General features: G+C 35.4%; 18 protein-coding genes. 9 read left to right on the top strand and 9 right to left on the bottom strand.

The window, feature by feature from the left end; translation table 11 throughout:
- The first annotated feature begins 241 nt into the window (after positions 1 to 241).
- Entirely contained in the window at positions 242 to 922 is a 681-nt protein-coding gene (gene pyrF / locus IEV17_RS00795) for an orotidine-5'-phosphate decarboxylase (protein WP_004662352.1), read from the top strand.
- 22 nt (positions 923 to 944) lie between these two features.
- Here the strand turns inward: pyrF and IEV17_RS00790 are convergent, their stop codons facing one another.
- Entirely contained in the window at positions 945 to 1862 is a 918-nt protein-coding gene (locus tag IEV17_RS00790; protein ID WP_004662351.1) for a LysO family transporter, read from the bottom strand.
- 47 nt (positions 1863 to 1909) lie between these two features.
- Positions 1910 to 3424, bottom strand: a complete 1515-nt coding sequence (locus tag IEV17_RS00785) for a flavin-containing monooxygenase (protein WP_004662348.1) — start codon at positions 3422 to 3424, stop codon at positions 1910 to 1912.
- Between the two features lie 155 nt (positions 3425 to 3579).
- On the opposite strand from IEV17_RS00785, the gene IEV17_RS00780 reads away from it, so the two are divergent.
- From IEV17_RS00780 to IEV17_RS00760, 5 genes are all read left to right on the top strand, one after another.
- Positions 3580 to 4599 carry an AraC family transcriptional regulator gene (locus tag IEV17_RS00780; RefSeq protein WP_034601427.1) on the top strand — a complete coding sequence of 340 codons (1020 nt, stop codon included), beginning with the start codon at positions 3580 to 3582 and terminating at the stop codon, positions 4597 to 4599.
- 120 nt (positions 4600 to 4719) lie between these two features.
- Positions 4720 to 5865: a cell division protein ZapE gene (gene zapE, locus IEV17_RS00775; RefSeq protein ID WP_004662344.1), complete on the top strand. Its 1146-nt coding sequence runs from the start codon at positions 4720 to 4722 to the stop codon at positions 5863 to 5865.
- Between the two features lie 285 nt (positions 5866 to 6150).
- Positions 6151 to 8313 carry a malate synthase G gene (locus IEV17_RS00770; protein WP_004662343.1) on the top strand — a complete coding sequence of 721 codons (2163 nt, stop codon included), beginning with the start codon at positions 6151 to 6153 and terminating at the stop codon, positions 8311 to 8313.
- Between the two features lie 157 nt (positions 8314 to 8470).
- Positions 8471 to 9091, top strand: a complete 621-nt coding sequence (locus IEV17_RS00765; protein ID WP_004662342.1) for a 2OG-Fe(II) oxygenase — start codon at positions 8471 to 8473, stop codon at positions 9089 to 9091.
- 73 nt (positions 9092 to 9164) lie between these two features.
- Positions 9165 to 9833 carry an SOS response-associated peptidase gene (locus tag IEV17_RS00760; RefSeq protein ID WP_004662341.1) on the top strand — a complete coding sequence of 223 codons (669 nt, stop codon included), beginning with the start codon at positions 9165 to 9167 and terminating at the stop codon, positions 9831 to 9833.
- A gap of 45 nt (positions 9834 to 9878) precedes the next feature.
- Here the strand turns inward: IEV17_RS00760 and IEV17_RS00755 are convergent, their stop codons facing one another.
- A complete protein-coding gene (locus IEV17_RS00755) occupies positions 9879 to 10343 on the bottom strand; it encodes a MarR family winged helix-turn-helix transcriptional regulator (RefSeq protein ID WP_004662340.1) in 465 nt (154 codons plus the stop codon).
- A gap of 700 nt (positions 10344 to 11043) precedes the next feature.
- Complete coding sequence (locus IEV17_RS00750) at positions 11044 to 11901, bottom strand: alpha/beta hydrolase family protein (RefSeq protein WP_004662339.1); 858 nt, start codon at positions 11899 to 11901, stop codon at positions 11044 to 11046.
- Positions 11902 to 12034: 133 nt separating this feature from the next.
- Between IEV17_RS00750 and IEV17_RS00745 the strand changes: the two genes are divergently transcribed.
- Complete coding sequence (locus IEV17_RS00745; protein ID WP_004662338.1) at positions 12035 to 12490, top strand: hypothetical protein; 456 nt, start codon at positions 12035 to 12037, stop codon at positions 12488 to 12490.
- 32 nt (positions 12491 to 12522) lie between these two features.
- On the opposite strand, the gene IEV17_RS00740 is transcribed toward IEV17_RS00745, so the two are convergent.
- Together IEV17_RS00740 and brnQ are read right to left on the bottom strand one after the other, a co-directional pair.
- Positions 12523 to 12765 (bottom strand): hypothetical protein, encoded by a 243-nt coding sequence (locus IEV17_RS00740; RefSeq protein ID WP_004662337.1) that lies wholly within the window; start codon positions 12763 to 12765, stop codon positions 12523 to 12525.
- A gap of 402 nt (positions 12766 to 13167) precedes the next feature.
- Positions 13168 to 14478 carry a branched-chain amino acid transport system II carrier protein gene (gene brnQ, locus IEV17_RS00735; protein WP_004662336.1) on the bottom strand — a complete coding sequence of 437 codons (1311 nt, stop codon included), beginning with the start codon at positions 14476 to 14478 and terminating at the stop codon, positions 13168 to 13170.
- A 351-nt stretch (positions 14479 to 14829) separates the two neighbouring features.
- On the opposite strand from brnQ, the gene map reads away from it, so the two are divergent.
- Entirely contained in the window at positions 14830 to 15624 is a 795-nt protein-coding gene (gene map / locus IEV17_RS00730) for a type I methionyl aminopeptidase (protein WP_004662335.1), read from the top strand.
- A gap of 26 nt (positions 15625 to 15650) precedes the next feature.
- Here the strand turns inward: map and IEV17_RS00725 are convergent, their stop codons facing one another.
- On the bottom strand, positions 15651 to 16568 hold the full coding sequence (locus tag IEV17_RS00725) for a LysR family transcriptional regulator (protein WP_004662333.1): 918 nt from the start codon (positions 16566 to 16568) through the stop codon (positions 15651 to 15653).
- A 54-nt stretch (positions 16569 to 16622) separates the two neighbouring features.
- Positions 16623 to 17051 (bottom strand): HD domain-containing protein, encoded by a 429-nt coding sequence (locus tag IEV17_RS00720; RefSeq protein WP_004662331.1) that lies wholly within the window; start codon positions 17049 to 17051, stop codon positions 16623 to 16625.
- Between the two features lie 80 nt (positions 17052 to 17131).
- Between IEV17_RS00720 and IEV17_RS00715 the strand changes: the two genes are divergently transcribed.
- On the top strand, positions 17132 to 17455 hold the full coding sequence (locus IEV17_RS00715; protein ID WP_004662329.1) for a hypothetical protein: 324 nt from the start codon (positions 17132 to 17134) through the stop codon (positions 17453 to 17455).
- Positions 17456 to 17506: 51 nt separating this feature from the next.
- Here IEV17_RS00715 and grxD read toward each other — a convergent pair whose 3' ends face one another.
- Positions 17507 to 17848 (bottom strand): Grx4 family monothiol glutaredoxin, encoded by a 342-nt coding sequence (gene grxD / locus IEV17_RS00710; protein WP_004662328.1) that lies wholly within the window; start codon positions 17846 to 17848, stop codon positions 17507 to 17509.
- Positions 17849 to 17941: the final 93 nt, after the last annotated feature.

Here is a 17941-nt window from a genome sequence, read left to right as displayed (position 1 = left end):
TGATGGTGACTAAATTGATGCCTTTTTATGCCTATTGCAGTTTTAATCGTTTTCATTTTTAACCTTATTCGTTTTTAATTTATTATAAGATTAAAATTTAATCAAATTTTACTATTTGGTATGTTTTAGTTTTGTTGTTGCAACTTAAATGTGAGAAGTAAAAATGTGTTGAACGAAATTTTACACTTAAATTAAAACCTATTTATAATAGCGACTTTGAATCAACTGGGAAGAAACGCTCTTGAGTATCATTGTTGCACTAGATGCAAAAAGCGAATATGACGCTTTAACGATTGTGGATCAGCTTGATCCTACTTTATGTCGTGTCAAAGTGGGCAAGGAACTTTTTACTCATGAAGGTCCAAGTGTTGTTAAAACTTTACAAGATAAAGGCTTTGAAGTTTTCCTTGATTTAAAATTTCATGATATTCCGAATACAACTGCTCAAGCTGTTTGTGCTGCGGCAGATCTAGGTGTGTGGATGGTTAATGTTCATGCTTCTGGTGGTCGAAAAATGATGGAAACTTGTGTTGAAAGACTCAAAGCAGGAAATTATCAAACACAACTTATTGCAGTTACTGTGTTAACTTCTATGGGGCGTGAAGATCTACGAGATATTGGTTTAGACATCGAGCCAGTAGAGCATGTCAAACGTTTAGCTACATTGACTCAAGAAAGTGGTTTGGATGGGGTAGTTTGCTCAGCACAAGAAGCTAGGATTCTTCGTGAAATGTTGAATGCTGATTTTGCATTAGTTACCCCAGGCATTCGTCCAGAAGGTTCAAATGCAGATGACCAAAAACGTATCGTTACGCCTAAACAAGCTATGCTTGATGGTTCGACGCATTTAGTGATTGGCCGCCCTATTACAAAGGCTGAACATCCAACAGAAATGTTGAAGTCAATTTTGGCATCTATCTAACTCTATTTAGTTTATAAATACCTTAGAACTTGAGATTTAAGAATAGGCTGATTAATAAAGGCGCTAGAAGCGATAAAATTAATCCGCTCATCATGGCATGTGGTACGTAGTGCGTGCCACATGACTGTTTAACCATTGCAAGGGTGACATCCATTGAGGTTGCTCCAGCACTCGAAATCGCTGAACGTGGAAAACGCCAACCGAGGCAGTACATAAGGAGGATAGCGAAAATCTCTCTGAAGAGGTCTGTTAATAAGGCAATTCCACCAAGTCGTGCTGAATGTAATTCTGTGAATAGAATTCCAGACATTGAGTACCAACCATACCCCTGAGCTAAAGCCATTATTTCATTTAAGTTAAAGTGGTTAGATAAGATTAAATAATTCACGATTGCTGCTAAGCATGAACCTACAAAGGCAGCAGCGGGAACCAATAGTACTTTCCAACTTAACCAACTACGATCAAATTGCGTAAAAGCAAGCTCAACGCCAATCAAAAAGATAAATATGAGTAATAAATACCAACTATTAAATGCAATTTGTAGGTTAGATTGAGTGACTAGTATTCCCAATAAAATCCCCAATCCTAAAGCTAGGAATGCTTTAGCGATATTCTTGAGTGCATTGATAAAGAGGTGTAATGAAATTTTTCCTTGTATACTTTGACGATCAATCAGTTTGTAAGTAATTAGACAGATAAAGAAAGAACCAACTGATGTAGTAAATGCAATTAATAATGCAGGTGGTAATATTGCTGCTGGATCTGAGATATGATTCAAAGCTTGAGCCAGTTCAAATGCAACACTTATTAATAATAAATAAGAAAAATAGGGTAAAATTTTAAATACAAATTGTTTAATTTGCTGTGATAGTTTGGGGGCGAGAAAATAGCCTAAGCTTATTGCGATAAAAATTTGAAAGATAAGAACAAAAGATTGCATAAAAAAAGCAGGTTACGAATAACCTGCTTATTATGAAGAATTATTGATTAAGCTGCATTGTTTTTTGCATTTGTTGCCGTATGAATAAAATTATAGTCAGCGACATTTACTTTGCGTGTTTCTAACCAATATTTCCAAGTATATGTTGGCCATAATGAGAAGTTTTTACCATCGGCTGCTTGATACCAACTACTGCATCCACCTGCTTGCCAAACTGTTCCTTTAAGTTGTTTCTGCACACGATCATTAAATTGATCTTGTACCTGTTGTTTAATCTCAACAGCTTGAGAACCTGTTTTATCTACGGTTTGAATCAATTGCAAAATATAATTCACTTGAGATTCAATCATAAAAATAACAGAGTTATGACCTAAAATCGTATTTGGACCTAATAGTTGGAATAGGTTAGGGAAGTTTTTCGTAGTAACGCCATAGTAGCTTTCGGCACCATCTTTCCAAGCTTGCTTAAGTTCGATTCCATTACGACCAACACAATCGAAATGCTTTAAGTAAATACGTGGGTCAGTAATGAATCCTGTACCATAAATCAAACAGTCAATTTGGCGTTCTTTACCGTCTTTGGTAATAATGCCGTTAGCTGTAATTTCCTGAACGCCATCAGTAATTAATTCAACATTTTTACGGTTGAACGTTGGGAAGTACTTATTTGAAATCAAAATACGCTTACAACCCATCACGAAGTCTGGTGTAAGTTTTTTAGCGAGTTCTTTGTCTTTTACTTGAAAGCGAATAAATGCTTCTGCAAGCTTTTGACCATATTTCATGATCTGTGGTTGTACGATAGGTACTACACGTGATTCGTTGGTCCAATACAAACGAGTACGATGAATTTGACGATAAATATTTGAAGCTTTAAATAAAGATTTGCTTAATTGTGAATATTTACGTTCATCACGTGGAATGACCCATGCTGCAGTACGTTGGAATACATAAAGCTGTTTCACTTCTTGTGCAATCTCGGGGATATATTGAATTGCACTACCACCAGTACCAATAGAAGCAACAGATTTCCCTTCTAAGCTGTATTGATGATCCCATTGTGAAGAATGGAAGACTTTACCTTTAAACTTTTCAATTCCTTTTAAGTGAGGAATTTGCGGAACGTGTAGGGGACCAGAAGCAAAAATAACAAATTGAGCTTCAATGGATGGTTGATCTTTAAAATCTAATAACCAAACATTACGATTTTCGTCAAACTCAGCATGAGTAACTTCATGATTGAATTTGCAATAATCTTTTAATTTATACTGCTGAGTAATATCTTGAATATATTCAAAAATTTCATCAGCTTCAGCGTAACGTTTTGACCAATCTGTTTTGGGAGCAAACGAAAGTGAATACATATGTGATTGAACATCACAGGCTGCCCCTGGGTATTGATTTTCACGCCATGTGCCACCAACGTCATTGGTTTTTTCTAAAATTACAAAATCATTCATTTGACTTTGTAATAGTCGAATAGACATTGCTAAACCACCAAAACCTGCACCAATAATTGCAACTTTAGTTTTTTGAATAGCATTTTGGGATACATCACGCATAGTCCACGCCCTACACATCTAAATTTTATGCAAGTTTAAAGGTTTTGTAGAGATTAAATATGATTGTATAGACGCAAAACTTGATCATTTCGGCAATTCATTTATTTGTATTTTTATAGTACAACGTTAAAGTTTTGGGAATTGCATTCGGAATTATGAAGAGATCTATCCTCGGATTGATGTATTTAATTCAAGGCATGCGTCATGTGGGCATTGATGTTGATGCTCGTTTAGCAGACATGGGAATACAAGCCGAAGCTTTAGATCCGAGTTCAATTATTCCAGATGAAATTGAATGGGATATTTTACAGTATATTAGTCAAGATATTTCTCCTGAACAAGGCTTAGTCATTGGTCAACATTATGCGCTTGCAGGGTATGGCCCATTCTTGATGCTGCTTGTTACAAGCGATACTTTACATAAAGCTCTGTTAAATGGTGTGCGATTTCAGCAATTGACACACCTATTTGGTTCATTACAGCTAAATATTAAAAAAGATTACATTCATTTGCATTATCAACCAATTGATTTAAATACGCATTTAGGATTATTTCGTGCTCAATGTGAAATCTCAGGAACTTATAAGTTCTTACAAGATATCTTTAAAATGATGGGGCTTGAAATCCCTAATATTTGTATTGAATTACCTTTTAAAACACCTAAAGAATTAGAGTTAATAGGGGCTTATCAAGACTATTATGGTCTAGATGTAAAATTTGAATGTCAGCATGCCTCTTTTATTCTAGAAAATACTGATATTTTAAATGTAAAAATACCATCTGCTGATGCTCTTACTTACCGTGTTTATGAAGATAAATGCTTGCAAGAATTAGAAAAATTGGAAAGAAGCACTCAGGAAAAGCTGACGATTGTTGAATATGTGGAAGGGTATTTAGAGATGCAGAATGGCGTCATGCCCACCATGTTTGAAACAGCCTGTGCTTTAAATATCCCAGAGAGAACCTTGAGGCATAAATTGCAGCAAATGCAAACAAGTTATAAGGAAATACGCGAAAGGCTCATTAAGCAGAAAGCATTAAAGTTTATTGAAAATAGTGCGTATTCAATTGAGCAAGTTGCGGAAATGTTAGGTTATTCTGAACCTGCTGCATTTAATCATGCGTTTAAACGATGGTTTGGTCAAAGTCCAAGACAATATAATCGTAAACATTAAAATGATTAAAAAATGGTACATTATGATGTTTAAACTCCATGATAATTAAGCCTAAAATCTAATGCCTTTGGACTTAATGTTCGATATAATTTTCACCAATTAAAATTGTAATAACACCTTATGTTAAATTCTAAACCAGACTCACATAGCACTTCATTTATGCCGATCTCACCTGCGGAGCGTTATGCTCAAGCAATCGAATCAGGTCAATTCATGCCAGATGAAGCTCAAGCTCAGGCAGTGCAAGAGTTAGATCGAGTATGGAAAGAGTTGCTTACTCGTTATAAAGCCTCAAAGAAAGCGTTTAGACGTTTCCGTCGTCAAACCTATCCAAAAGGGGTATATATGTGGGGTGGCGTAGGGCGTGGGAAAACATGGTTGATGGATCAATTTTATGAATCAGTTCCATTTCGCCGCAAAACACGCATGCATTTTCACCATTTTATGCAACATGTCCATAAAGAGTTGAATAAGCTTTCTGGTCAACGTAATCCTTTGGATTCTGTTGCGGATCAAATTTATAAAAATGCGGTTGTTATTTGTTTTGATGAATTCTTTGTATCGAATGTCACTGATGCAATGATTTTAAGTGATTTGTTCCAGAAGCTATTTGAACGTGGAATTACCCTTATTGCGACTTCTAACATTGCACCAGAAGGTCTCTATAAAAATGGTATTCATCGTGATCGTTTTATGCCAACAATTGAATTGGTTCAGAAAAACTGTACGGTTCTGAATGTAGATGCTGGTGTCGATTATCGTTTGCGTGTTTTAAAGCAGGCTCAATTATTCAAGCATCCATTGAGTAATGATGCTCAAGCATGGATGTATGAACGTTTTCAAGCGCTCACACACACCCAAACGCTCTCTAATACACCTATCATGATTAACAATCGTATTGTAGAAACGCTTGGGCATACAGAAGATGTATTGTGGTGTGAATTCTCTGAGTTATGTTTTAAACCACGTAGTCCAGCTGACTTCATTGAAATTGCTAATATTTACAATACAGTACTGGTAAGTAATGTGCCACATTTAACTGATTTTCTCTCAGAAGGAACCCGTCGCTTTATTTATTTAGTGGATGAGTTTTATGATCGTGGCGTGAAATTACTTTTAACTTCAGAAGATTCAATTATTGATCTTTATGAAGGTGAGAAATTAGCATTTGAAATTGAACGAACACGTTCACGTTTATTAGAAATGCAATCCGATGATTATCTGCATTCAGAGCATCGTCAAATTCAGGTTTCAAAAACTTCATAAATTATAAAGGCATTCTCAGGAATGCCTTTTTTATAAATTCATATAGAGAAAGCTTTATTCTTAATTGAATTTTGTTATAACTAAATGAGTTTTAAAAAGTGAGTATGTCGCAGAATAGAAGTAGCTAGATCCAAACTTGGTTTTGGTGTTTATAAAAATTATATTTGTCAATACTTAAACTAAGAAAATGCTTACTATTTAGCAATGTGATATTACTATTCAGGCTAGTATAAATCGGTATACTAGGTTTCTTGTTATAAAAAGTTAGCATCATCAGGAAAGACAATGACTGTACGTATTCAACAAGGCAAGCTAGCGATTGCTAAAGAACTTTACGATTTCATCGAAAATGAAGCTTTACCAGGCTCTGGTTTAGACAGTGAAACTTACTGGAAAAATTTCGAGCAAGTCGTTGTCGATCTTAGCCCAAAGAATAAAGCACTATTAGCTAAGCGTGATGAAATTCAAGCTAAGATTGATGAATGGCATCATAATAATGAATTTGAGTTAAATGCGTATAAAGCATTTTTAACTGAGATTGGTTACTTAGTACCAGAAGTTGCTGATTTCCAAGTAACGACTGAAAATGTAGACGAAGAAATTGCATTATTAGCTGGTCCTCAGCTTGTTGTACCAGTACGTAACGCACGCTATTGCTTAAATGCTGCGAATGCACGTTGGGGTTCATTATACGATGCACTTTACGGTACAGATGTAATTTCTGAAGAAAATGGTGCAGAGAAAGGTAAAGGCTATAACCCAGTCCGTGGCGATAAGGTAATTGCTTTCGCTAAAGATTTCCTTAATCAAACATTCACACTTGCTCAAGGCTCTCATGCCGATGCAACTAAATATGCAGTTGATCACAATCGTTTAGTTGTGACTTTAAAAGATGGTTCAACAACTTCTTTGGCTCATGAAGCTCAATTTGTTGGCTTTAATGGCGATGCTGCAAACCCAACTGAAATCGTTTTATTAAATAATGGTTTGCACGTTATTATCGATATCGATGCAAATAGCCCAATTGGTAAAACTGATGCGGCTGGCGTTAAAGATTTAACTCTAGAAGCTGCTATTACAACGATCCAAGATTTAGAAGATTCTGTTGCAGCTGTTGATGCAGAAGAAAAAGTTGAAGGCTATCGTAACTGGTTAGGTTTAATGAAAGGTGACTTGCAAGAGTCAATCGAGAAAAATGGTAAAACTATTACTCGTGCATTAAATAAAGATCGTACAGTTCAGAACTTAATTGGCGGTACTACAACGCTACATGGTCGTTCATTAATGCTTCTTCGTAACGTTGGTCATTTAATGACTAACCCTGCGATCCTTGTAGAAGGTCAAGAAGTATTTGAAGGTATTATGGATGCATTAGTTACTCCATTACTTACAATTGCAGATATTCGTGGCGAAAACGAAAACAAGAACTCTCGTAAAGGTTCTATGTATATCGTTAAACCAAAAATGCATGGTCCAGAAGAAGTGGCATTTGCAGTTGAGTTATTTGAGCGTGCAGAACAAGCACTCGGTTTACCTGCAAAAACTCTCAAAATTGGTATCATGGATGAAGAACGTCGTACTTCAGTTAATTTGAAAAACTGTATTGCTGCTGCAAAAGACCGTACGATTTTCATTAACACCGGTTTCATGGATCGTACGGGTGATGAAATCCATACGTCTATGGAAGCTGCGCCAATGGTACGTAAAGAAGCTGTTAAAGCTCAGAAATGGATTGCTTCTTACGAAAATCGTAACGTTGCAATTGGTTTGGCTTGTGGTTTACAAGGTAAAGCGCAAATTGGTAAAGGCATGTGGCCAAAACCAGATAGCATGAAAGATATGTTGGCGACTAAGACAGCTCATCCAAATGCGGGTGCTTCTTGTGCATGGGTTCCATCACCAACAGGTGCTGTACTTCACGCAATGCATTATCATCAAATCAATGTAAAAGCACGTCAAGACGAATTGGCTGCTGAAGATATGTTGACTTTAGATGATTTGTTAACGCCTCCTTTTGCACCAGAAACAAACTGGACTGCTGAAGAGTTGAATAACGAACTTGAAAATAACTGTCAAGGTATCTTGGGTTATGTTGTACGTTGGGTTGATCTAGGTGTAGGTTGTTCTAAAGTTCCAGACATCAACAACGTTGGTTTAATGGAAGATCGTGCAACTTTACGTATTTCTTCTCAGCATGTTGCAAACTGGTTGCGTCATGGTATCGTAATGAAAGAACAAGTTGAAGAAGTGCTTAAACGTATGGCTGTGATTGTTGATCAGCAAAATGCCAATGATCCACTTTATACACCGATGGCACCAAATTTTGATGGTATCGCATTCCAAGCTGCTGCTGATTTGATCTTCAAAGGTGCTGAGCAACCATCTGGTTATACAGAGCCATTGTTACACGCTGCACGTTTAAAACTTAAAGGTTATACAGGTGATTAATTCCATCTAAAATAAAAAGCCTCTTCGGAGGCTTTTTATTTCTTTAATATTAGTTAAAAGTAATGTGATAAGGCTGATCTAAAATAGGATTACGCATCATACTGCTTAATTTTTTGCTATAATTCTTGTAGTTTGATCAGTTAGTAGAATCATAAGGATGTCACAAATTTTAAAATTAGATGCTTTAAAACAAGCCCAAGTTTCGACTTCGCCATATCCTTATTTTATAGTTGAAAATTCGATTATCGATAGTGAAGTAAAGGCTGTAATCCAAGACTTCCCAAAAATTGAACAAGGGGGCAGTTATAATCTTGAAGATGTTGAAATTAAACCTAATTTTGATCGCTTTTTAAAATCATTGGATACCAAAGAATTCCGCCAAATCCTTACAGAAAAATTTGACGTCGATGTGATGGAGCATCCTATGATGATCACTTTACGTGGTTACTCACGTCAAAAAGATGGTCGGATTCATTCGGACTCTAAAACTAAGTTGTTGACTATCTTAATTTATTTAAACGAATCATGGGATGCACCGACAGGTCGTTTACGCATCTTAAATGACGAAAAAAATATGGATGACTATGTTGAAGAGATTAATGCTGGTCCAGGCACATTAGTTGCCTTTAAAGTGACTGATAATGGTTGGCATGGATATGTACCATATGAAGGTCAACGCCAATCGATTCAAATTAACTTTTTAACCAGCGATAAAGCTAATGCAAAACATCGTTTTGTGCATGGTTTAAGTGCAAAAATGAAAAAAATATTTGGGTGATTTTTGCAAATTAAAAAAGGAGGTTTCTACCTCCTTTTTTAATTTTGTTCAAATGGTGAAGGTTAAATAAACGATGTGCGCTAACTACAAACCCATAACATTAGAACAATTAAAGCAACTAGAGCTTCCGCTTATTCCTTTTGACTATACTGATGAGGTGTATCCAAGTTATAAAACACCATTATTATTTAAATCTGAACATGGATTGGAGTGGCGAGAAGTATTATTTGGTTTAGTGCCGAAATGGGCCGAGGATATTAACAGCTCTAAGCGTGCTTATAATGCTAGACATGAGACCATTTTTGAGAAACCAAGCTTTCAGGAGGCAGCTTATAAATGCAAGTTCGGTGTAATTCCAGTCACTGAGTTTTATGAAAGTAAATATATTGAAAATAAACCTCAACGATGGGGTGTACGGCGTAAAGATGGCAGAGCCTTTTTTATTGCTGCACTTTATGAAATTTGTAAAATCAATAATCAAATTATTCGTTCAGCAGCGATGCTCACAATGGACGCGGTCGACCATCCGATGATGAAAGAATTTCATGAACCTGGCGATATAAAAAGATCAGTTGTCATCATTCCCCATGATCGTCTTGATGATTGGCTGAGTTTAAAACAACCACATCAAATGATTCAATTTATGCAAGGGTTTCCAGTTGAAGAGTTTGAATGTTCACATGTACCTAAGGCAAAAATAGCAAAACAAACACCTCAGTTAAATATGTTTGATCTTTTCTAAATAAAAAAGGTTTCTAAAAAGAAACCTTTTTATATATTTTATTAATCAACGAGCAAGATTTTTAAACATATGTTTTAAAATTTCCATCGTCTTTTCGATTTGCAACGGCGTTAATCCATCAAATGATTGCTCTAATATTACAGAGGTTAGATCATTAATTTTAGTGATCATTTCTGTACCCTTATCAGTAAGATAAACGCGGGTAATACGACCATCTTCTTTACATGAATAAGTTTCAATATATCCCTCATCTTTAAGGCGATATACGATCTTGGTGGTGGTAGACATTTTAGAAATCACCATGTCTGAAAGTTCAGACACGCTTGCATGTGGTTTGACATTCAATGCAATTAAAATACGACGGCGAGAGTTGTCTAAACCATACTTCTTAAGTACGTTATCGATATTTTGAACGTACTGTGCATTTACTTGAGAAATCCAGAAATAAGGAAAGTCTTCTAAGTTAAATGTTTCTGATGTAGGTAAAAAACGCGCATATTTTTTAGGCATTAAGTTATTTCCTATGCTTGTTACACAGAGTTGTTAGATGCAACTCCTAGATTCCATGAAATGTCTACAATTTATACGCTAGAAAAATGATTAAATCTAATTTTTCTAACATTCCATTTATAACAAATCTTCCTAAAAATGGTTGTATAACCATCTTTGCTTAGGATAGGGGTATCATCATGTAAACTACATAAAACTGTTATTAATGATGGTCTTACCTATCCATCTTACCCCAATTGTATTTCTACAGTGTTGCATTGTAGCTTATTTGTAGAACAAATGTATTGTAGAAAATAAATACAAATTATGACGTGACTTTTTTCTAAAAGATTCTGTCTAAAATGTCATATAGTTTTAAAATTATTACATTTGTAAAATAAAATAATCGAAAAAATAAATTAAATACATATATTTGAATTTAACATTTGGTTAAAAATTAAAATTCATAGTGCTGCTAAAAAAGTTGAATAAATACATTCTTTATCACATTTAATCACTATTAGTTAACTAATTTGCTTAAAAAGAATACAAATGTAGTTTTATTATTTAATTTTATATTGTTAAAAAATAATTCATTGTAAAAAACTTCTACTTAGTTATGTCATTTATAGTTTATGTAAATAATTGTAAATTAAAAAGGCGCATCTAAATAGGATTACAAATTTAGATGCGCAAAAGGGTAAAGCTGTGAGTTTAGGGATTACATTCTCAATTCTTTTTCTAATACAGGCCATAATTTCTGATGTGATTTTTTGAACATCAGCATATGTCCAATTTGTTTGTAACCATATTGTTGTGGTTTCAATTCAATCAAATTGGTTTTAGCATTAGGATAAAGTCTGAGTAAATCTTTAACATTTGCCTGTGTTGCGATTTCATCATCACTTGCCCAAATTGATGTAATCGGACAAACAATCTCTTGATGATAATCATCAAAAATACTTTTACCAATTGCATTCATGACATAACCAGGTTGACTACAAAATTCAGCCCATTGTTTTGCTACATTTTTAGGTAAATTTTCACCCATACCAATAAATTGTGTTGCGCCGTATCCTTTAATAGCACTGGATACTGGAAAAATGACATTAAACATTAATGGAGCAAGAAGTTTAGTTTTTCCTTTTAAGCCTTTTACATGACCTGTTGAACCAGCGATTGCGACAACTTTAGCAACTTTTTGATAGTCAGGATTGATTCCAAGTAATTGACCACCGGCACTATGCCCCAAAATAATCACTTGTTCAGCTTGAGCGCGGTTTAAGAGGGTTTCGATGGCTGCTGGGATATCCAATAAACCCCAATCATTAATACTGGCATTCGAATTTTTAAGTGCCCCATGTAAAGATTGACCTATTCCTCTAAAGTCAAAACTTAAGACCTTATAGCCTTGTTGATTTAACCATTCAGCAAATGAGTGATAAAAACCTTTGGTAATACCTGTTGCTGGACAAATTAGAATCGGAAATGGTTTAGTGGCATCGCTTGCTGGATAATACTGTGCTGCAAGCTGGTAACCATCTTTACAACTGATCCAAAATGATTCAAATGTAGTCATTTGAGAAATACTCTTGTCTGGACATATTTCCAGTTTATACAAGTTCCAAAAAGAAACCCGTTTAAAAAATGACTTAAAAGTCAAATTTTATGTAATATAGCTATTTTTGGAAAAACCATTTGGGGAAAAGGGAATGTTAATTTTAACGAGTGCAACCAAATTGGCGATCATTTTTAGTGGAATATTTCTTTGGGTAGGGATGCTAACTGGCGTTTGGAAGTATTATCAAATTAGAAATACAGAGCTTGCACGCGCACATTATTATGTCGATATTGCACATCGCAGTAGTTTGCTTTATGCCGCTGCGAGTTTAATCTTGGCTGTATTAAGTTATTTTACAAGTTTATCGGATAGTTTGAGTCTATTTTGCGTTGTGGCGAATTTATTCTTTTTCTCAATGTCAATTTTGGTTTATATCATTCATGGAATGCTAAAAGATACAACGAATCAGTTTAAGCAACCGCATAAGTTAGGGCAGTGGTCGATTCCAAGATGGTGTATGACATTTTTAATGTTGAATTTAATAATAGTCGAATTAGGTGCTACGGCAATATTATTATTAGGAACAATCTTAAAATTTACCAGTTAGAAAAATGGATGATTACTCATCCATTTCTTTTATTAAAAATTCTTTTGGCGTTCAGCACTTATCTGTCGAAACTTTCGATCAATAATCCCCCACGTACAAAAGGTTAAAGACACGATTAAAGCGTATGCAAAATATTCAGGTTTTAAGTTACCCTTAATAGTGCCTTGCAATAACAGCGTCGCCATTAAGGCAAGTGTCGTAATTGCATATACGATGGAATCATTGGTCTTTAGAGTGTCAATGAAGACTTGCTTGTTGAAATGTAATGAGAACATCTCCATCCCTCCTTGAGTAGTGATGACAAAACCTAATCGTTTTTGTCAGAATTAATATTAAAGTTGTACTTTGATTTTTTCAGTATTTCAATAGCTAATTTGACTATTTTTTAAATAAATTTATGAATGTATTGATTTCTATGTAGATTGAATATTTTTTGGGTGTATTAAGGTTATTTTTATTATGAATAGTGGTGTGGGTTTTTTACAATTTGAAAAAGTTGCTGAAAAGATGCCTTTATTATTCAGTTCAAATACAGTGTGAATAATACGGGTAGAGGTAGATACAAATAAGATAAAAAATAATTTGTCGTAAACAAAAAATGTAAGTTGGATAAAAGAACATTTTTTGTATAGCTAAAATTATGTCTGGGTAAAACATCATTTTAACGACAAATCATTTTAATTGTGAGAAGCAGTATTGCTAGAGAATCGATCTACAGCAATTGCGATAACGAGTACAACCAATGAAGGCAATAACCAAGCAAGGTTCTGTTCATTCAACGGTAAATTATTAATGAATTGAGGGAGTTGTTCAGAGAATCCAGCCGCTTTGAGTGCTTCGATAATGCCAAAAAGAAAAGCAATAGCAGTAACAGAACTCACGACAGTTGAAGGTTTATTCCAATATTTCCAGAAAAAACTCATCATAATCACAACAATCGCTGGTGGATAAATTGCACTTAACACTGGAACAGAGAACGCAATTAGTTTTGTTAAACCTAAATTAGAAATTAATAATGAAAATCCGATTAAGATAAACACTAATAATTTATACGGTAACCCTGTTAATTCAGTGAAGTATTCTGCACATGCACAGGTAAGACCAATTGCAGTTACCATACAGGCTAGAAAAATCAAACCAGCTAAAAACAACGAACCTAGATCACCGAAAGCGTGTTGTACATAAGCATGCAGAATCACAGCACCATTCGCCGCATTCGCGGCAACTTCATGGCTACCTAAGCCAAGTTTAAATAGGCTTATATATACTAGCGTTAAACCTACGCCAGCAATTAAACTCGCGATAATCGCATATTTAGTGATCAGTTTTGAATCTGTCACTCCACGAGACTGAATCGCTTGAATAATCACAATACCGAAGACTAAAGCACCCAAAGTATCCATAGTTAAATAGCCGTTTACGAAGCCTTCAGAAACAGGACTAGTCACATACTTATGGATTGGTGGAGAAATATAGCCAGTAGGGATAAGAATTGCTGCAATACCAAGAATTGCAAGAGCAGCAATTTTTAAAGGAGCTAAGACGTGACCTACTGTATCTAACAATTTATTCGGATAAAGCGAGATCGCAGTGACAAGTGTAAAATAAATAACACTATAAATCAGTAGACTGCTATTTGAGGTACCAAAATAAGGAGCAAATCCTATTTCATAAGAAACAGTTGCAGTACGTGGTGTGGCAAATAATGGTCCAACAGACAAATAACAGACAATCGTGAGGAGTAGGCTAAAAAAGCGTCCAAGTGGTGAGCTGATAATTTCAATAGAGCCTTGCATACGAGACAAAGCCATAATGGTAATTACAGGTAGACCGACTGCGGTAATCAAGAATCCAAAAGCAGCGAGCCAAACATGCTCACCTGCTTGTTGCGCAACGATAGGGGGGAAAATAATATTGCCAGCACCGATGAAGAGTGCAAAGGTCATGAAACCGAGAGCAATAATATCTCCTGTACGAAGATGGTTCATAAAAGGGAGGTATAAAATAAAAGTGCGAATTCTAGAACAAATTTGTAGTCATTTGAAACTAATTTTATGTGAAATTTGGTTTATTTTTGTCTAATAAGAACTGATTAAAATCATATAATTAGCATTGGTAAACTTAATCTATTGAAAAGATTTTAAAAGTAAAAAATATAGCCCTTTATACTTTTTTACTATGATGCTGATTGAAATTAAATGTAAAATAAAAGCAACCGTTCAATCTTAAAATGATTGAAGATTTTTGTACGACAGCGTACAACTGTTGAAATACGAGATGCAGTACAAAAATGAATCTGCATGTTGCATTAACCTATATTTAAATAAGGAAAATCTCGAATGAGAGCTTCTACTGTGACGATTAAATCTGAGCAAGATATTGAGAAATTACGTATCTCAGGACGTTTAGCGGCACAAGTACTAGAAATGATTGGTGATTATATTAAGCCCGGCGTTTCAACTGAATATTTAGACGATATTTGCAACGACTATATCGTAAATACTTTGCAGGTGATTCCAGCCAATGTGGGCTATCACGGTTTTACAAAGACCACATGTATCTCGGTCAATGAAGAAGTGTGTCATGCAATTCCTTCCGCGAAGAAAATTTTGCAAGAAGGCGATATATTAAATATCGATGTTGCTGTAATTAAAGATGGTTATTTTGGGGATACCAGCCGCATGTATTTTGTGGGTGAGCCGAGTTCAGAAGCCAAGAAACTGGTGGAAACAACTTATGAAGCCATGCTTGCAGGGATTCATACGGTAAAACCGGGTGCGACACTCGGTGATATTGGTTATGCAATTCAATCCGTTGCGCAACGTGAAGGTTATAGTATTGTCCGAGAATATTGTGGTCATGGTATTGGTCGTATCTATCATGAACAGCCGAATATTTTGCATTATGGTCAAAAAGGACAGGGCATGACCTTGAAAAAGGGTATGGTATTTACGATTGAACCGATGGTGAATGCTGGTAAACGACATGTGAAAGAACTGAATGACGGATGGACTGTGGTGACACAAGATAAATCCTTATCAGCGCAATGGGAACATATGGTTGTTGTTACTGATGATGGTTTTGAGTTGTTAACACCTTGGCCAAACGGAACAGGACACTATCCAGCGGTTTAATGTATTTTAAAAAGAGCTTGAATGATTCAAGCTCTTTTTTTAGTTGGTGATTCTGTTAATTGTTCTACTAAATAATCGATAAAGACTCGTACAGCGGGTAATAGACCTCTACGTGACGGATAAACGGCATGGAAAATACCATGTGGGGCAGTCCATTCAGGTAAAACTTTGACCAATTGCCCTGATTTTGTGAAATCTTGTGCAATACTATCTGGTAATAAAGCAATTCCACAGTTTTGACTTGCCAATTCCGCGAGCATTAACAAATTTGAACCCATAATGACAGGATTTACTTTAATTTTCTTTTGTTGATTTTCAGGTCCAAATAATAAAAAGTGTTGATCTAAATGTTCTTCGGACATACTGATAATACGATGCTCAGATAATTGTTCTGGCGTTGTTAAATGACCGAATTCATTTAAATAAGCTTGACTAGCAAATAGACGTTGTTCAATTGCTGTAAACTGACGCAAAACTAAATTAGGGTCATCGTCTAGCTTAGAGCGAACACGTAAGGCGAGATCAACGCCTTCGTTGATTACATCAATTCTGCGATTGCTTACCATCATTTGAACCCGAACTTCAGGGTACTTCTTTAAAAAGCTCGGTAATATTTTCGCCATTTGATTTTGTGCAATATCAACTGGAACACTGACTTTAATTACACCGCGAGGTTCGCTGCTTAAGTGATTGACAACATCATGTGCAGCTTGAGCGGCATTCATCATCACTTGAGCGTGACGATAAACATCCATACCAATATCGGTAACGGCAAAGTGTCGTGAACTACGTTGAATTAAGCGTACACCCAGCTGTTCTTCAAGATTATAAACTCTGCGACTTAATTTGGATTTAGGAATATCAGTTGCTCTTTCAGCCGCACTAAAACCACCATGTTCGATAACAAGGGCAAAGCAATAAAAATCATCTAAATCCGTTAGCATTACGCTATAAACTCCAGCTTTTGTGATTAGGGTGAATCATTATAAAAGAGATTATTAAACATTTTGGAGTAATAATAAATCTCGAACCTGTTGGTATTCTTTCAAACGCTCAAAATCTTTGACTGTTGGTGATTGAATCCGAGATAAGTCCATATTGTCATTGATATCTGCTAATTTAACAACACGTGCGATTGGATTTTGTCGCGCTCGTTGAGCTGCTTCTAGACGAGTTTCTCCTTGTTTTTTAGTAAGCGCGACGATTGCGTCAATGATATGCTCTTGAAAACCGAATTGGTATAAATCTTCAATCGTTGTTTCTGTATCTTCTAAAATATCATGTAAAACGGCCACAATTTTATGTTCAATTGTAGGAACATTTAACATGACTCTTAATGGATGCAATATATAAGGAGCATTTGCTTTATCTACTTGTCCTTCATGTTGTTTTGCAGCTAGTGAAATCGCTTGTTCAAGTGTTGCCATAATTTAAATCCCTGTTATTCGAATGGATTCACAGATCGTATTCTTTTAAACTAAATCCAAATTTTCTATGCTTTAAAATTATGTCATACCAACTTATAAACGTTATCGATGCGACTCAAAACATTGCATGTCCATATTGTCATCAAGCTGTTTTAGATTGGGAACAGGAACAGTATATTCAGCCGTGTGAGCATACATTATTCATGGCAATGGATTTAGGTTTTGAATTTATTGCTGATCGTTTTGAAGAAGTTCTACCACAGTCGGTTGATGAAATTCATGAAGATCCAAGTATGAATATTTATAAGACCATCACTCAGGCGAACTATCCAAATCTACAAATTTATAAAGCCGATTTAGGGGTAGAAGGTATGTTTCGATATGTTGGTTTTAGCTTAAACTAAAACTGATTGTAATAAAAAAGCCAATCATTTGATTGGCTTTCATTTTTTAGCTTATGCTTCAGGAGCAGGGCTATACTGTTCAACTAATGGTTTTAACTCACCATTTTGGAACATTTCAAGCATGATATCGCTACCACCAATGAGCTCGCCGTTTACCCATAATTGTGGGAAAGTAGGCCAGTTAGCAATTTGAGGTAATGTTGTACGAATATCTTGATTTTCCAAGATATTTACATAGGCAAATGGGCGACCAATTTGGCTAAGTGCTTCAACTGCACGTGCAGAAAAACCACATTGCGGAAATTGTGGAGTGCCTTTCATGTAAAGTAAAACAGGGTGTTTCGCAATTTGATCACGAATTAACGCTACTGTATCACGCGCTTGTTCCGTCATAGATAGATCCTCAACTAATCTTCGTAAATTATATACTGAAAAACAGTTTTGCGGCTATTGCTAAAGATTTTTCTTATATAAATGTGAGTTTGA

Origin of the sequence: Acinetobacter modestus (assembly GCF_014636095.1) — a bacterium.
GTDB classification, from domain to species: Bacteria; Pseudomonadota; Gammaproteobacteria; order Pseudomonadales; family Moraxellaceae; genus Acinetobacter; species Acinetobacter modestus.
This window is presented reverse-complemented; position numbering and strand designations above follow the sequence as displayed.

What these genes read in the sequence shown, in the direction of transcription:
- IEV17_RS00790 (WP_004662351.1), bottom strand. Translation starts at nt 1,862, where the DNA reads ATGCAATCTTTTGTTCTTATCTTTCAAATTTTTATCGCAATAAGCTTA.
- IEV17_RS00785 (WP_004662348.1), bottom strand. Translation starts at nt 3,424, where the DNA reads ATGCGTGATGTATCCCAAAATGCTATTCAAAAAACTAAAGTTGCAATT.
- IEV17_RS00780 (WP_034601427.1), top strand. Translation starts at nt 3,580, where the DNA reads ATGAAGAGATCTATCCTCGGATTGATGTATTTAATTCAAGGCATGCGT.
- zapE (WP_004662344.1), top strand. Translation starts at nt 4,720, where the DNA reads ATGTTAAATTCTAAACCAGACTCACATAGCACTTCATTTATGCCGATC.
- IEV17_RS00770 (WP_004662343.1), top strand. Translation starts at nt 6,151, where the DNA reads ATGACTGTACGTATTCAACAAGGCAAGCTAGCGATTGCTAAAGAACTT.
- IEV17_RS00765 (WP_004662342.1), top strand. Translation starts at nt 8,471, where the DNA reads ATGTCACAAATTTTAAAATTAGATGCTTTAAAACAAGCCCAAGTTTCG.
- IEV17_RS00760 (WP_004662341.1), top strand. Translation starts at nt 9,165, where the DNA reads ATGTGCGCTAACTACAAACCCATAACATTAGAACAATTAAAGCAACTA.
- IEV17_RS00755 (WP_004662340.1), bottom strand. Translation starts at nt 10,343, where the DNA reads ATGCCTAAAAAATATGCGCGTTTTTTACCTACATCAGAAACATTTAAC.
- IEV17_RS00750 (WP_004662339.1), bottom strand. Translation starts at nt 11,901, where the DNA reads ATGACTACATTTGAATCATTTTGGATCAGTTGTAAAGATGGTTACCAG.
- IEV17_RS00745 (WP_004662338.1), top strand. Translation starts at nt 12,035, where the DNA reads ATGTTAATTTTAACGAGTGCAACCAAATTGGCGATCATTTTTAGTGGA.
- IEV17_RS00740 (WP_004662337.1), bottom strand. Translation starts at nt 12,765, where the DNA reads ATGTTCTCATTACATTTCAACAAGCAAGTCTTCATTGACACTCTAAAG.
- brnQ (WP_004662336.1), bottom strand. Translation starts at nt 14,478, where the DNA reads ATGAACCATCTTCGTACAGGAGATATTATTGCTCTCGGTTTCATGACC.
- map (WP_004662335.1), top strand. Translation starts at nt 14,830, where the DNA reads ATGAGAGCTTCTACTGTGACGATTAAATCTGAGCAAGATATTGAGAAA.
- IEV17_RS00725 (WP_004662333.1), bottom strand. Translation starts at nt 16,568, where the DNA reads ATGCTAACGGATTTAGATGATTTTTATTGCTTTGCCCTTGTTATCGAA.
- IEV17_RS00720 (WP_004662331.1), bottom strand. Translation starts at nt 17,051, where the DNA reads ATGGCAACACTTGAACAAGCGATTTCACTAGCTGCAAAACAACATGAA.
- IEV17_RS00715 (WP_004662329.1), top strand. Translation starts at nt 17,132, where the DNA reads ATGTCATACCAACTTATAAACGTTATCGATGCGACTCAAAACATTGCA.
- grxD (WP_004662328.1), bottom strand. Translation starts at nt 17,848, where the DNA reads ATGACGGAACAAGCGCGTGATACAGTAGCGTTAATTCGTGATCAAATT.